The sequence below is a fragment of the Gluconobacter albidus genome (assembly GCF_002723915.1).
Lineage (GTDB): Bacteria > Pseudomonadota > Alphaproteobacteria > Acetobacterales > Acetobacteraceae > Gluconobacter > Gluconobacter albidus.
On the sequence record NZ_BEWL01000001.1, the window covers coordinates 156,205 to 170,817 of the forward strand.

At 61.5% G+C, this 14,613-nt stretch carries 12 protein-coding genes; 3 read left to right on the forward strand and 9 right to left on the reverse strand.

Annotated features, from left to right (window positions below; all coding sequences use genetic code 11):
* Nucleotides 1-7 precede the first annotated feature (7 nt).
* On the reverse strand, nucleotides 8-946 hold the full coding sequence (cyoA, locus tag GAL01_RS00745) for a ubiquinol oxidase subunit II (RefSeq protein ID WP_062030820.1): 939 nt from the start codon (nucleotides 944-946) through the stop codon (nucleotides 8-10).
* Between the two features lie 447 nt (nucleotides 947-1,393).
* The gene (locus tag GAL01_RS00750; protein WP_062030818.1) at nucleotides 1,394-2,164 is read right to left on the reverse strand and encodes a Bax inhibitor-1/YccA family protein; all 771 of its coding nucleotides are present in this window, start codon (nucleotides 2,162-2,164) and stop codon (nucleotides 1,394-1,396) included.
* Between the two features lie 151 nt (nucleotides 2,165-2,315).
* Between GAL01_RS00750 and thpR the strand changes: the two genes are divergently transcribed.
* Together thpR and GAL01_RS00760 are read left to right on the forward strand one after the other, a co-directional pair.
* Entirely contained in the window at nucleotides 2,316-2,879 is a 564-nt protein-coding gene (gene thpR / locus GAL01_RS00755) for an RNA 2',3'-cyclic phosphodiesterase (RefSeq protein WP_062030816.1), read from the forward strand.
* Nucleotides 2,876-3,481 (forward strand): uracil-DNA glycosylase family protein, encoded by a 606-nt coding sequence (locus tag GAL01_RS00760; protein ID WP_062030814.1) that lies wholly within the window; start codon nucleotides 2,876-2,878, stop codon nucleotides 3,479-3,481. Before thpR ends, GAL01_RS00760 begins: the two co-directional genes overlap by 4 nt.
* A gap of 3 nt (nucleotides 3,482-3,484) precedes the next feature.
* Here the strand turns inward: GAL01_RS00760 and GAL01_RS00765 are convergent, their stop codons facing one another.
* The 3 genes from GAL01_RS00765 to GAL01_RS00775 form a co-directional block, all read right to left on the reverse strand.
* The gene (locus GAL01_RS00765; RefSeq protein WP_062030812.1) at nucleotides 3,485-4,186 is read right to left on the reverse strand and encodes a MarC family protein; all 702 of its coding nucleotides are present in this window, start codon (nucleotides 4,184-4,186) and stop codon (nucleotides 3,485-3,487) included.
* Nucleotides 4,183-6,201 (reverse strand): lysylphosphatidylglycerol synthase domain-containing protein, encoded by a 2,019-nt coding sequence (locus GAL01_RS00770; RefSeq protein WP_373317727.1) that lies wholly within the window; start codon nucleotides 6,199-6,201, stop codon nucleotides 4,183-4,185. The genes GAL01_RS00765 and GAL01_RS00770 overlap by 4 nt, the downstream gene beginning before the upstream one ends.
* 144 nt (nucleotides 6,202-6,345) lie before the next feature.
* Nucleotides 6,346-7,989, reverse strand: a complete 1,644-nt coding sequence (locus tag GAL01_RS00775) for a lysine--tRNA ligase (protein WP_062030808.1) — start codon at nucleotides 7,987-7,989, stop codon at nucleotides 6,346-6,348.
* A gap of 210 nt (nucleotides 7,990-8,199) precedes the next feature.
* Here GAL01_RS00775 and GAL01_RS00780 point away from each other — a divergent pair, with 210 nt between their 5' ends.
* Nucleotides 8,200-11,133 carry an ATP-dependent DNA helicase gene (locus GAL01_RS00780; protein WP_062030806.1) on the forward strand — a complete coding sequence of 978 codons (2,934 nt, stop codon included), beginning with the start codon at nucleotides 8,200-8,202 and terminating at the stop codon, nucleotides 11,131-11,133.
* Here the strand turns inward: GAL01_RS00780 and GAL01_RS00785 are convergent.
* Genes GAL01_RS00785 through GAL01_RS00800 form a run of 4 tightly spaced genes read right to left on the reverse strand, consistent with a single transcriptional unit; the run spans nucleotide 11,124 to nucleotide 14,603 of the window.
* Nucleotides 11,124-12,353, reverse strand: a complete 1,230-nt coding sequence (locus GAL01_RS00785; protein ID WP_062030804.1) for a toxic anion resistance protein — start codon at nucleotides 12,351-12,353, stop codon at nucleotides 11,124-11,126. The genes GAL01_RS00780 and GAL01_RS00785 overlap by 10 nt on opposite strands.
* 1 nt (nucleotide 12,354) lies before the next feature.
* Nucleotides 12,355-13,212: a heavy metal-binding domain-containing protein gene (locus GAL01_RS00790; protein WP_062030802.1), complete on the reverse strand. Its 858-nt coding sequence runs from the start codon at nucleotides 13,210-13,212 to the stop codon at nucleotides 12,355-12,357.
* Nucleotides 13,213-13,263: 51 nt separating this feature from the next.
* Nucleotides 13,264-14,220 carry a hypothetical protein gene (locus tag GAL01_RS00795; RefSeq protein ID WP_062030800.1) on the reverse strand — a complete coding sequence of 319 codons (957 nt, stop codon included), beginning with the start codon at nucleotides 14,218-14,220 and terminating at the stop codon, nucleotides 13,264-13,266.
* A complete protein-coding gene (locus tag GAL01_RS00800) occupies nucleotides 14,217-14,603 on the reverse strand; it encodes a hypothetical protein (protein ID WP_062030798.1) in 387 nt (128 codons plus the stop codon). The genes GAL01_RS00795 and GAL01_RS00800 overlap by 4 nt, the downstream gene beginning before the upstream one ends.
* Between the last annotated feature and the right edge of the window lie 10 nt (nucleotides 14,604-14,613).

Below are 14,613 nucleotides of genomic sequence, written 5' to 3' on the forward strand. Positions count from 1 at the left end.
CTGTCGGTTATTCCTTCATGCCAGTGTCGGACGGTGCAGCGTTGAGAACGGACTGCATGTGCATGACCTTGCCCGTCGTCTTGTCCACCACCATGCCATTGTTATACTTGGCTACGATGCCGTCGAAGAGATCCGGCTGGACATGCGCGAAATACTGTACCGGTGCAGCTTCCTGCGGTGCAGCATATTTCGGGTATGTGGTATCGTCGAGATTTTCGCTTCCGCTCTTCACTTTCTCGACCCAGTCGTTGAACTGAGCGGGGTCCATGGCGAGAGTACGGAACTTCATATCCGAGAAACCGCGACCGCTGAACTGCGATGCTTCACCAAGGTAATCCCCCGGTGCGCTTGCAATCAGATGCAGCTGCGTCTGCTGACCCGGCATGGCGTAGATCATCGAGCCCAGACGGGGGATGAAGAACGACGTCATGACGGAATCAGACGTAATCTGGAAGTCGAGCGGCGTGTTCGTCGGCACATCCAGCTGGTTGATCGTTGCGATCCCCAGGTCCGGATAGATGAACAGCCACTTCCAGTCGAGAGAAACCACCTGAACGTTCAGCGGCTTGACATTGTCATCCGTCTGAAGCGGGCGGTACGGGTCATAGGCATGCGTACTCCACCAGCTGATGGCGCCAAGGAAGGCGATCAGAATGGCAGGAACACCCCAGATGACATATTCAATTGCGGTCGAATGATCCCAGGTCGGGAGGTATTCGGCCTCTTTGTTGGAAGCACGATACTTCCACGCAAAATAAAGCGTCGCGACGCAGGTGGGAACCACAACGAGCATCATGATGACGAATTCCGCCACCATGACATCGCGGTTCATTTCTGCGACCGGGCCGCGCGGCTGAAGCAGATCAACCGTACAACCCGATAGCATCAGCGCCGGCAACGCTGGGAGATATCGCCAGAGTTTTTTCATCGGTCCTGCTTTCATCATCCGTTCCGGCTTGCAGTAGTCGCCGGGAAACGGTTTGACACGATAAGGTCCGCATCAGTGCCGCCGAACGCTGCCATAGTCTGCTACCTTTCTCGTTCGTATCCTGACGTCAGGAACCGGATCAAAGATCCGATCCTGAAGTTCATTCAGCATGGGACACGGCTGTCCCGGTTCCTCAGGTTTTTTCTGCCTGAATCGCCTCAAAGACAAGGCTTATCACGGATTTCGTGAGCCTTTCCTCCACATGACTCTCAGGTTGAAATGGCTGTTTTTCGCCACATTTGATCTAATTAAGACTTTCATTAATCCATAAAATTACAGATTTTTAATGTAAGTCTCTTTAGAATTCGCGAAAATAATTCAAGACTTTATTGGTCCAAAAAGCAGAAAGGGGCGGCATCAACTGCCGCCCCTTTCCCGATGCCCAGTATCGTCCGGACAGTACTGTCAGTCACTGTTACCTGAACGAACACCCATGAACTGGATAAGAAACTGAAACAGGTTCACGAAATTGAGATACATCGTCAGCGCATCATAAACGCTCAGCTTCGCTACTTCGTCTGGACCAGCATAGGCCATGTACTGCTGGTACGTGATCTTGATCCGCTGCGTATCATAGGCCGCAAGCAGGGTGAAAAGACCCACACCTATTACTGAAACCAGCATGGCCAGCGGCGAACTGTGCAGGAAAATGTTCACCACCGAGGCCAGAACGATACCGATCAGCCCCATGAACAGGAACGAACCGAGTCGAGCGAGATTGGCGCCGGTCGTGTATCCCCACAGCGACATTCCGGCGAATGTAATGGCCGTCACAAAGAACGTCCGGGCTACGGAAACACCCGTATAGCTCAGCAGAATGCTGGCCATGCTGGCGCCCATTGCGGCACTGAACAGCAGGAAAATTCCCTGCACGGCAGGACGGGACAGACGGTTGACGCCAAAAGACAGAACCATCACGAAAACAAGCGGCGCAAAGATGCTGATGCCACCCAGAAGGGTCGGCCGCAGGACAAGCGCGCCGTTCGGCGTTTCTGCCAGATGGAAAAACAGGGCGCGAAGGGAAGTCTGTGCGACGCCATAGGCGACCACTCCCGTGATCACCAGACCAAGCGCCATCCAGTTGAAGACCCTGCACATATAAGCGCGAAGTCCGGCATCAAGGCTGCCGGCTCCGGCCTGCACACCGGCTCTGCTGAAGTTGGAATTAAAAGCCATGACACCTTTTCCAATGAGATGCCCTTCTGAAAAGGGCGCTTGACGAACCAGGGAGGGCCGTCCGTACACTCCACCTGAATGTGGGAGTTTTGCCGGAGGGGTCAAGAATACTCCGCCATCCCTTACTTATTTTTCATGGGAAACGCACCTCTTGAGACTTTTTGTCGCACTCGACCTTCCTGTCGACATCCGGGAAACGCTTGCGCTGATGCGCGGTTCCATGCCTGGCGTGCAATGGGTTCCTGCACAAAACCATCACATCACCCTCCGCTTCATCGGAGAAATCACGGACAGGCACCGATTGGAGGAGATTGACCTGGCTCTCTCCCGCCTGGCCTGGAAGCCATTCGATCTGTCGCTCGCACAGGCCGACATCCGCGAGGGGCTCAATGCCGACAGCCTTTTGATCGGGGTCGAACGCACTCCACAACTTGAGACGCTCCAGTCCCAAGTCGAAAGCGTCCTTCGCCGGGCTGGATGCCCTCCCGCGAAACGGCGCTTTCAGCCAGCTGTCACGCTGGGGCATTTCTCATCCAGCCAGCGGGCGGACGCCATCCAGTGGGTGCAGCGACACAATCTCTTCCGCAGCAAACCGATGTCCGTAGAGCACGTTACGCTTTTTGAAAGCCTACGTAGCCTTGGAGAGCATGTCTATATTCCGAGAGCTGAATATGCCTGGCAGCCGGAAATGCCCCTGATCCCCGAGGAAGAATGACCCGACCCGCTCTCTCCCCAGAGGAGCGCCTTGACGCGCTTCTTGGGGAAGTCCGTGCCTGCCGTGTCTGTGAGGCTCACCTCCCTCTGGGCGCACGCCCTCTGATCCACGCCTCCGCAACGTCCAGAATCCTGATCGCAAGTCAGGCACCGGGCACCAAGGCCCATATCGCAGGCAAATCGTTTTTCGACCCCTCCGGAAATCGCCTCAGAAGCTGGCTCGATATCCCGGAAGACATTTTTTACGACACCCGGCACGTCGCGATTTTGCCAATGGGCCTCTGCTATCCCGGGCGCCTGCCTCAGGGCGGCGACAAACCGCCGCGCCCCGAATGTGCTCCCCTGTGGCGCCAGCGTATTCTGTCGCTCCTGCCTGATGTTCGCCTGACCCTTCTTGTGGGCAGCTATTCCCAGAACCATGTTCTGGGACGTGGTTCGGTCACGGAACGTGTCAGGAATTTCAGGAATTATCTGCCCGAATATTTCCCCCTGCCCCATCCGTCATGGCGAACCGGCGTGTGGGAAAAGAAAGCGCCGTGGTTTCAGCAGGAGGTCATCCCCGCCCTGCGAGAACGAGTCCATGCCGTCCTTGCGGAGCGCTGACCCTCAGGCCGCTTTCGCCTGCTTCAGCGCCTCGATCAGAAAACCTTCGACGCCGGATGCGAGGATCTGCACCCCGATTGCGAGCAGGATCAGGGCAGCGAGACGGCTGACAATCCGCGCGCCCGTCACACCCAGCATCGCCACAACACGTTCGGCGTAGGCATAAACGATGGCCACCACGACAGCCATGGTCGTGGCCGCAGCGGACACACCGAGATAATAGTCCGCCGTCGGCATATGGGGCGGCGTTGACGAACTCAGGGCAATGGCGACGGAAATGCTGCCCGGCCCCACCGTAAACGGCATTGCCAGCGGAAAAAACGCCCGCTCCCGCAGATCCGGCGTCGTTACGGTCCGGCCGCCCTGAAGCGCCTGTTTCTCCTTGCGGGCTTCGGACGTTTCGGGCTGCAACAGCATCACCCAGGCACGGGACGCCACCACAAGGCCGCCGGTGATTCGCAGGGCATTGATCGAAATGCCGAAAAACCCGAGAATCCAGCTTCCGAACCAGATGGACACCAGCATGATGCCCAGAGAATTCAGCGCCACCTGACGCGCGAGTTCAACGACTTCGCGGCGCTCACGCCCTTCCGTGGCCTGCGCGAAAATCAGCGAGGCTCCAAGCGGATTGATGATCGAGAACAGCGCCGGAAAAGCAATCAGCCAGCTGCTGAGCGTATTCCCCAGCCCGGGCGTCATGCTCATGAGCCTGTCAGCCCCGATACAGCCTGAGGCTGGCGCTTGCGTGCCAGCCGTTCCTCACCCTTCAAAAAAGCCCGCAGCATCCGATAATCCTCGGAAAAACAGCATACCGTCCCGGCTGTCCTGTCTGGACAGACCGTCAGTCCCAGATCGTTATAAACGGCCATCAAAGACTGGCCAACCTGTATGAAAGCGAGCTTGCAGCCTTCCTGCAACGCCAGATCCCGCAGTCGCCAGATGGCAGCCACACAGTTCCGTTCGGAGCCCGCGGGATCGCCCAGCCCGATAATGAACTGCCCCGTCCGCAGGAACGGGATGGCCGCACGCCCAGCTTCATCCAACAGCAACCCTGTCGGACGGCGTGCGCCCAGTTGAGGGAGCGCATGGGCCAGGCTGTGGTAGCGGCAGGCGTTTTCGGCCGTCCAGGCTTCGAAGCGGATCCGCGTCCGGCGCATTCCGCGCCACAGAACGTAGAATCCGCACAAGGCCGAAAAACCCAGAAACCAGCGCCCGACAGCCGTATGGGCATCATAGATCATGGAGCGCCACCAGATCGGCCCCAGATGCCGCTGCACCGCAACCCAGCCCACCCCCATGAGCCCCAGTCCCCACAGCGAGAGTGGCGCTAGCGTAGCAGGCGTCAGCGGGGCAGTCAGAAGATGTGCCCGGCGATAATAGCAGTTCCGGAACGGCAACAGCAGCAGCATCACGAGCGCTATGACAACCGGTCCTTCCCACGGTGCATGACGCAGGATCAGCAGCAGAACCGCCGCCCCCAGCATCCCGAGGGAAAATTTCCAGGCCAATGCCACACGCTGTGACAGCCCCCAGGAGAGCGCCGCAAGCCCGACGCCAACCACCGTCAGCAGAAGATCTGCAATCTGTGACACCGCTGCCCAGAAGGACGTCTGCAGAGGCGGCAGGTCGGCCACCAGCGCATACAGCAGCAGCAGAAGTCCGACGACAGCCTGCACGCTCGTCGCCACCGCCACCGAAAAATCTGCTTCCGATTCCCGAATGACCTGACTGGGCCTGACCCTGCGCGGCGTCTGTCCGGCCGAGACCAGAGCCTGCTCTCCCCGCAGGAACAGTTCATGCCCCGCGAACATCAACCCCGCAATCAGAAGGGGGATAATGTAATAGAAAAGTCGGAACACGAGGATCGCGCCCATGATCTGCGACGTCGGCAGATAAGCCTGCAACGCCAGCAACATGGCCCCATCAAAAACGCCCAGCCCCCCCGGAACGCTCGCCATCAGGCCGGCCGTGTAAGACGCAAGATAGATCGCCAGAAAGGTCCCGAACCCAAAATGAGCTTCCGGCGGCAGAGGCGGCAGCACGCAATACGCAATGAGCGCCGTTGCCGCCATGTCCGCTGCACTGACCGCGATCTGAGCAATTGCAATCCCTGGTCCCGGAAGCTCGATCTCGTATTTCCAGACACGGACATGCCGCCGAACGCGTGACACCAGCACATAGGCCAGAAGTACGCCCCACAGCCCGAGCCCAACAAATCTCAGCAGAAACGTCGGCAGATGCATCAGAACTGGCACCGCGTGCGGCTCGATAATCAGGATTCCCCCAATTAACGCCATCGTGCCGAGCAGATAGGTCGCGGAGCAGAAAGCAATAATCTGCGCGATTGCACCCGGCGCCACACCCCAGCTCCGGTAAAGCCGGAAGCGCACCGCCGCACCTGAAATCGCCGCACAACCCAGGTTGTGGGACAGCACATAGGAGCAAAACGCCGCAAAGGCGGAGCGCTGATACGACACGTCTGCCCGAACATGCAGACACGCCAGCCGGTCATAGAAGGACAGGATGAAATACGACAAAACCGTCGCCGCCCCACCGGCCAGCAGAGCGGAATCCGGAATGGCGCTCAGGCTCGTGGTGATGTCATGCAGCGAAAGATGTCGCAGTTCCCGCCAGATGACGACCACAGCCGCCACCAGCAGAACCAGCCCCACAAGAGCCGGCGCGCGCGACAGGAGAACCTGCCAGCGTCGTTTCGACAGGCTGGCGTCCTCACACCCGCAGTCTACAGGATCCGTCTCTACCGCTGCGCATACCGCGTCTTTCACAGACGGGGGCTGGGCGTCCGGCGACCGGAGTTCCAGCCTCTTGTCCCCCGGTCTTTTATCTTTGGGCGCGCCCACGGCTCAGCCCTGTACAGGCTCTTCAACAGGCCGCGCGAGAGCTTCCCTAATCAGGCCAACCGTTTCCGGCAGCCCGAACAGGGAGGCGAAAATCCCGAAACGCGGCCCTTCGGCCTGCCCCAGCAGAACCTCATACAGGCACCCGAACCACGACCGCAGCTCGGATTTCTCGAAATAGCGCTTTCCGACTTCAAACACGACATCCTGCACGTCGCCCGGCGGCGTTTCCGGCGCGAGCTTTGCCAGTTCGTCCGCAAGATCCACGAGCCCCTTGCGCTCGGTCTCGGTCGGCGCGCGATAGGTCTTGTTCGGGTAAACCTGCTCCTGGAAATACGTCAGCGCACAGCGCACCAGCCGATCCACATACGGATGCGTCTCGGGCGACAGCGTCGGATCATAGCGGCGCAGGAACTTCCACAGCGTCTCGGGCTTGTCGGCATTGGCGACGTTCGCAAGGTTCAGCAGCGCCGTGTACGATACTGGGCTGGTGTCTTCCGGACGGATCGTCCCACCGTGAATGAACCAGACAGGATTGGCCAGCAGATCCGGCCCTTCCTGCGTCTCGGCTTTCTGCACGAGCGTCAGGTAATCATCCGTCGCGCGCGGAATGACATCGAAGAACAGGCGCTTGGCCCGCGTCGGCTGTTGGAACATGTACTGCCCCAGACTTTCCGGCGTGCCGTAACGCAGCCATTCCTCAACCGACAGGCCATTGCCCTTGGACTTGCTGATCTTCTGTCCCTGCGCATCGAGGAACAGCTCATAGGTCAGACCCGCAGGCGGTTCCTTGCCCAAAATACGGCAGATCTTCGAGGACAGCTTCACACTGTCGATCAGATCCTTGCCGGACATTTCATAATCCACGCCCAGAGCATACCAGCGCATGGCCCAGTCGGCCTTCCACTGCATCTTGGCTTGACCGCCCAGAACGGACGTTTCGAACGTCTTGCCAGCCTCGTCCTTCCAGACGACGGTCCCGGCATCCGGATCAACCTTGATGATCGGCACCTGCATGACCTGACCGGTTTCGGGATGGATCGGCAGAACCGGCGAATAGGTCGCGCGGCGCTCCGGACCAAGCGTCGGAATAATGGTCGCCACGACTTCATCATGGACTTCAAGCATACGGCGCAGCGCCGCATCGAACGTACCGTTCGTGTAGTACTGCGTGGCGGACGCAAACTCGTATTCAAAACCGAAACTGTCGAGGAACTGGCGAAGACGCGCGTTATTATGCGCGGCAAAGCTGTCATATTCGCCAAACGGATCGGGAACCCGTGTCAGCGGCAGGCCAATATGCTTCGTCAGAAGCTCCTGCTGCGGCACATTGGTCGGCACCTTGCGCAGAGCATCCATGTCGTCAGAAAATGCCAGCAGACGCGTCGGACGGCCTGTCAGTGCCTCATAGGCCTGACGGACCCAGGTCGTACGGGCCACTTCGCCAAACGTGCCGATATGCGGCAGGCCCGAGGGGCCATAGCCCGTTTCCAGAAGGGCCGGAGCCTGTTCTGAAGCCTCTCCGGCAGCGTCAGACGCGCGCGCATCCAGGCGCGCAGTGATTTTTCGCGCCTCTTCGAACGGCCATGCTTTCGGAAGCGGCGCGTCAGGAGAGAGGGACGGGGCGATAGGTGTCTTGGATTTCTGCATGATTACAGGAAAAGGTAGGGAGACACCTCTTCCCGGTCAAGCAATACGACACATTGCGGTTTCACTCAGAGGCGTCCATTGTATTACGAAATATTTCAATAACTTTTCCACGCTTTCTAACTCCTTGCAGATAGCCAGCTTTCACGTTCCGTTCGCAAAAAACACAAAACATCCTCGCCGGATTTTTCCCTACCCGCTACACTGGCCGCAATGCCCAGCGCCCCCACCTTCCTGTCGCCTTTCGACGCTCCGGCCCTCGTCGCCCGTCGTGGCCTGTCGTCCCTTCTGACGCCGGATGGCGAGTTGCTGGACCTGACGGCAGAAGAAACGCGCGAGCGCCTCACACAGCTTCCCCCGCCTCTTCTTGTTCACGGCCCCGCTGCACTTCGCGCGCTGGACCTCTCCCCGCTGTCCCAGCCCGTACCGTGGTTCGACCTGCTGGACCTGTTCCTGTTCGTCCGCCCTGCCACGACCGTCGCCCCTACCCCGCGCGGACTGGCCCTTGCCCTCGGAATTGAACCGCCCGGAACCATCGGCGCGGACCTCCTCCCCATCCTGTGCGAAACCCTGCTCGACGAACTGCGCCACAAGTCCGAAACGCCCGAAGGCACCCGCCTGCGCGCCCTGATGGTCCCTCTGACCCGCGCCGGATGGGCCTGGAGCGGCGAGGTCACGGACATTCTCGGAACGCCGCGGGACACCACGGGCGCCCACCCTTACGAAGCCATCCGCATCTGGAAGCGCCTGCCGCGCTGGGAAGAAACCGCCCCGCGTCCCGCGCCCGGAAGCCAGCCCGTCTCACCCAACGCCGCCCGCCAGCGCCTGCGTGAGATCCTTGGAGAAAACGCCGAAATCCGCCCCGGTCAGGCCGATTTCGCCTCTGTCGCCACGGCCGCTTTCGAGCCGCGCGAAAGCATTGGCTCCCCCAATGTCGTCCTCGCCGAAGCCGGAACCGGCACGGGCAAGACACTCGGCTATATCGCGCCCGCCAGCCTCTGGGCCGAGCAGAATGACGGCGCCGTCTGGATCAGCACCTATACCCGCCATCTCCAGCGCCAGATCGAACAGGAACTCCGCCGTCTCTATCCGGGTGAAAAGATTCTTCGGGAGAAAGTCGTCGTCCGCAAAGGCCGGGAAAACTATCTGTGCCTGCTGAACATGGAAGACCTGCTCAACGTCGCCAGTTCCCGTGGCCCTGACGGTTACTCAACGCTCCTCCCGATGGCCCTGCTCGCCCGCTGGGCGGAGGCCAGCCGCGACGGGGATCTCATGGGCGGCGATCTTCCCGGGTGGTTCGGCGAACTCTTCGGGCATGGGACGCTTTTTGGCATCGCCGACCGACGCGGCGAATGCATCCACGCCGCCTGCCCGCATTATCAGACCTGCTTCGTCGAACACGGAATCCGCCGCGCCCGTCAGGCCGATCTGGTCGTCGCCAACCACGCCCTCGTCCTTTCACAGGCCGCTTGGGCCGCACTCGCCCCGCCCGGCCTGCCTGACGAGGACACGACGCCCACGCGCTACGTCTTCGATGAAGGTCACCATATCCCCGACGCAGCAGACAGCGCCTTCGCCACGGCCCTCTCGGGCCTCGAAGCCGCTGAACTCCGGCGCTGGCTGCTCGGTGCCGAGGGCAGCCGCTCCCGCGCCCGTGGCCTGCAACGCCGGCTGGACGATCTGCTGGAACGCCTGCCCATGATCGACACGCCGCTGCACGCGGCACTTCAGGCCGCAAGGAGCCTGCCCGCCCCCGGCTGGAGCACGCGCCTGCGCCCCGAGAGCCCCGCTGACGAAGACCCCGGTCTGATCCCCTCACCGAGCACGCCAGCTCTATTGATCCCCGAGGAACCCGCACCGGAAAACCCGTCCGAAGTCTTCCTCCGCGCCTTGGATCACCAGCTCCGCGCGAGACAGACCAAGGACAGCCGCGACGGCTATATTTCGGCGGAATGCGACCTGCACCCTGTTAATGATGACGTCGCCAACGCCTCCAAAACCCTCAGCCGCGCCCTGTCGCGCCTGCGCGATCCGCTGAAACTTCTAACTGACCGCCTCGCCGCACAGGTCGAGGACGACGCGGAAATGGACGCACCGACGCGCCAGCGCATCGAGGCCATGATCCGCACCCTGCACCGCCGCGCCATCAGCCGCCTGTCCGGCTGGATCGGCATGCTGGACGCGCTTCAGACGCCTCCCGAACCGGACGTCACCCCCACTTTCGTGGACTTCATCCGCACCGAACGCCTACCCCGCACCCGCGCCACGCAAGGGGATCATGACATCGGCCTGTACCGGCACTGGCTGGACCCGACCATTCCCTTCGTCTCGACCATCCAGACACCCGCGCACGGCCTGCTCATGACGTCCGCTACTCTGCGCGACCAGACCGGCCATGGAGACGCCCAGAACGAAGCAAGCTGGCACGCAGCAGAATTACGTCTGGGCGCCACCCATTTCCTCAAGCCGCCCATCCGCGCTTCGGTCATGAGTCCGTTCGACTATGCCACGCAGACGCGCGCCTATGTCATCTCGGATGTCTCGGGCGAAATCCCGTCACTGGCCCATGCCTTCCGGGCCCTGTTCGAAACCGCAGGCGGCGGCGCGCTGGGCCTCTTCACAGCCATCCGCCGCCTGCGCGAAGTCCATCGCCGCATCCACGAACCGCTGGAAACACAGGGCTTCCCGCTCTACGCCCAGCATGTCGATGCCATGGACAACGCCACCCTCGTGGACGTCTTCCGCACCGAAACCCATAGCTGCCTGCTGGGAACGGACGCGATGCGCGACGGCGTGGACGTTCCCGGTGAGGCCCTGCGCATGGTGGTGTTCGAAAAGACCCCTTGGCCCCGCCCCGACATCCTGCACCGCGAACGCCGCCGTCTGCTCTCCGAAGGCCACCCCGGCGATTACGACGACCGCATCACCCGCATGCGCCTGCGCCAAGCCTTCGGGCGCTTGATCCGTCAGGGCAGCGATCGCGGCGTGTTCGTCATGCTGGACCGCCGCATGCCCTCACGTCTGCTCTCCGCCTTCCCCGACGGCGTGGAGGTCCGGCGCATGCCACTGGCCGAAGCACTGGAAGACATCGCCCGTTTCCTGCGCCCCGAGGAACAGGAAAACGAACCGCCCCTCCTTCAGGGCTGAACCGACTGCTGCGCTAAGCTGCGCATGCTGGTTGCCAGACGGTCCCGGAGTTGGTGCAATTCCTTTTCCTGCTCCTGTGCCCGCTCGGCCGCGAGCCTGTCGTTCTGCGCCATTTCGCCCAGAGCCTGAGTGACCTTGTCCGCTGCCTGCGCCAGCGCCTCCATCTGCCGCGGATCCACACCCCGGCTCGCAGCCGTCGTCCGCGCCGCATCCAGCGCACCATCGGCCACAAGCCCAAGGATCTTGCGGTCCGCCTCATTCAGCGCATCACGCGCGGTGGCGGCATTGCGGTTGTCCACCTGCCCCACCGCCACCGCACAGGCCGCCTTCAGATTGGGAATGGTCTTCGTCAGCGCCGAATGCAGCGCCATAATCCGCGCCTCCGCCGCCTCACGCGTGCTCTTGATCATCGGAATGGTCAGGGCAGCCCGCATCAGCCCTTCACGCTGCTCGCTCAGATGCCCTGAGAAATTCGCCAGACGCCCGCGCAGTTCCAGGACCTCGGCAGCATCCACAGGGTCCTGCGTTTCCATTGCGTGCTGCCGCAATGCCTCGACTTTCCGCTCGCCCTCTTCCAGCGCAAGCTGGCCGGCCGCGATGTCGATATTCAGCTCCCGCACGCCATGCCGGAGCGCCTGATACATATCCTCGAACGACGTGATGTTCCGTTTGAGATCCGCAATCGTGACCCGTGCCTTGGCTTCCTGCTGATCCATCAGAGCATTGAACTTCTTGCGGTTCTCGGCAAAACCGCCGAGCGCATCTTTTGCGCCACCCAGCAGTCCACCCATTTTCGCCAGAAACCCACCCGGAGCCCCACCTTCGCCCCGCGCCAGCTTCTGCAGATCGCCGATCCGCAGGATTTTCACACCATCCAGAACACCTGCCGCGATTTCTCCGACCGCATCGCTTTCACCCAGCGTCCGCCCCGCAAGCATCCGGTCCGAAACCTTCGCCAGCTCCCCCAGCGCACCCATGCCATGCGACAGAAGTGTATTCAGATCCGCAAAATCAATCGTCCCGGCTCGTCGATGCGCCTCTTCAACCATATCCGCCGGCAGACGACTGATCTCCACCAGCCGCGGAAAAGCTGGCATCGGCTCCAGCACCGCAGGCACAGCCCCAGTGGCAGCCGGAGCCTCAACCTTCACAGGAGCGGGCGCAGGCTCGTCGGCATAGAGGTCGCTCAGATCCAGAGGTCTGGTCTCGTCAGCACTCATGTCAGTCATCCAGCGTCAGGGTGAAGGTGGGGTCGATACGGAAATTCGGGTCCGGCTTTCCAGTGTCATACATGGCCGTTCCGATAGCCAGAAACTCCACGATATGGTCGCCCCAGACATGCGATTCCTCACGCAACGTCGTCCCGATGATCTCATTGGCCCCGACCTCCGCCGCATGGGCCGACATCCGCTCCATCGCGTGCTCGCGCGCCGTGTAATAGGCCTGCGTAAACAGATCGAGTTCCACGCACTGCATAGCCTGCTTGAGCGTCGTCATCAGGCTCCGGCGCGGAATATGCTGTACGCAACAGCCCAGAACCAGATCCAGCGGCCGCCGCCCGGACCGCAGCGCCAACGCAAAATCCTGCCCTGACAGATCAGACGTGAACGGTCGTCCGTCCGGACGCCGATATCCCGGATGTCCCTCGGCATGCACGATGGCTGTTCCGAACGCCCGGAACTCCAGCATCCCGCTATCCGCAAGCTGCGAAATCTCCAGCCGCGTCCCCACGATCCCGTCCGCGCCAAGCTGCTCGGCCTCTTCGCGCATGATTTCGACCGCTTTCTCACGCGCGCCATACATGGCCCCCGTCAGATCCGTCAGTTCATAGGACGTGTTGCGGAACTGCGTATTGGCCTGCACCTTCCAGATGCTGTTCCCCAGACACAATCCCAGCGCCCGGAACCCGGCCTGCTCGACAACCAGCAGTTCGCGCACGCTGAAATCCGACGTCGCAACCCGCCCGCCAGCAGCCCTCACAGGCGGCATTTCACCACCCTGCGCGGGTTCGGAAGCACCGCTCCCACCCCAACCCGGAGGAAGACTGTCAAAACCCGGAACCTGATCAAAGATGCCCATGGGAATCCCGCTGCAAAATCCAAAAGAACACGAGACCGCTAAAAAAGCGCCTCAGAAAAGATCATTTAATCCGTCAAACAGGCCACCAAGCCCCTCGGCGACTTCGCTGACGACTTCACCGCCGACCTCAAGCCCGAGAACGGCCGCTTCAACGCGCCCTTCCCCCGCCTCGTCCTCAACTTCAATCCGGTTGGAGACTCCAGCGAACAGGGGGCGGTGCTGCATGCCGGTCCGCACAATATCCTCCAGCCCGCAGACCATGGCGGGCGAAACCGCACCGTGCCCACCAATCCGCCGATACCCGAGGATACTCACAGCCGCCCGGATCTGGATCGACCGCACAACACCCCTCTCCGACCGAACAACCAGTCCAACCGTCTCATCATGCCCCAGTGCGCCATCCCAGTTCTGACACATCGGATCGTTCCGCAGGCTCTGTGTCGCCGCATCCCGCGCGTCCCGCTTCGCCTGCGTCAGAAGCGTGCTCTCCCCAATGCTCATCGCATCGAAAAAACCTTCCAGAAGCCCCGTATACCGGACCTCTTCCCACGTCCCGACGCCATAGCTCACCGGCACGATCCCCGCCGAGAGCGCCACATCCAGCGTCGCCGCATTCCACGGCATACAGGGCAGCACACCCAGGCGTTCAAGCTGTGGCACCCGTACGGCCTCGCCATGCAGCATGAACCCCAGCGCGCCGCCATGATGCTCAAGCCGGTACCGCAGGTTTAGAACCGCATCCGCACCAAGCGCCCGCGCCTGTTCGCGAATCCTGTCCGTCGCCGTCCGCCACCCGGCTTCATGCACGCCCTGCCAGCCCATCCCGGACTTCCACCAGGTTTCGGCATGAACATTCCCCAGCGGCGCAATGGCCATGGACGGCGTCAGAAGTGCCTGCCGCACCGATCCCAGACGCACCAGAGGGCGCACCCGGCCATCAAGTTCGTGAAACGCCCGTGCCTCAGTCTCTTTCTTTGAACTGGAAGACCACGGAAACAGGCGCATCATGGCCGGAAATCCGTCAACTCCGCAGCCGCATGCCCTTCGCCGGAAACGGCCAGCCCGGCCTCATGGATTTTCTGACGCAACTGCGTAATCCAGTCCCGGACCGGAACCGCCTTGCGGCTGATGATCACGCCCCGCACCTCGTGGGCAATTTCGGCCACGACCCCGGCCCCGTCTCGCCGGAGCACGAAAACCCGCGTTTCAAACCTGAGGGAAAGATCCTCGATCTCGACCGTTCGCTTCAGCCATCCTCGTGCCCTGCGCGTCACGGTTGCCTGCCGTGGAAAGGCCTGCTCACAAAACGCGGCGAACTTCTCCAAAAACCGCTCCCGGCCGCCTTCCGCTTCCCGGATCAGTGCCGCAAGGTCATCGATCGTCCCGGTCATGAGCCCCTCT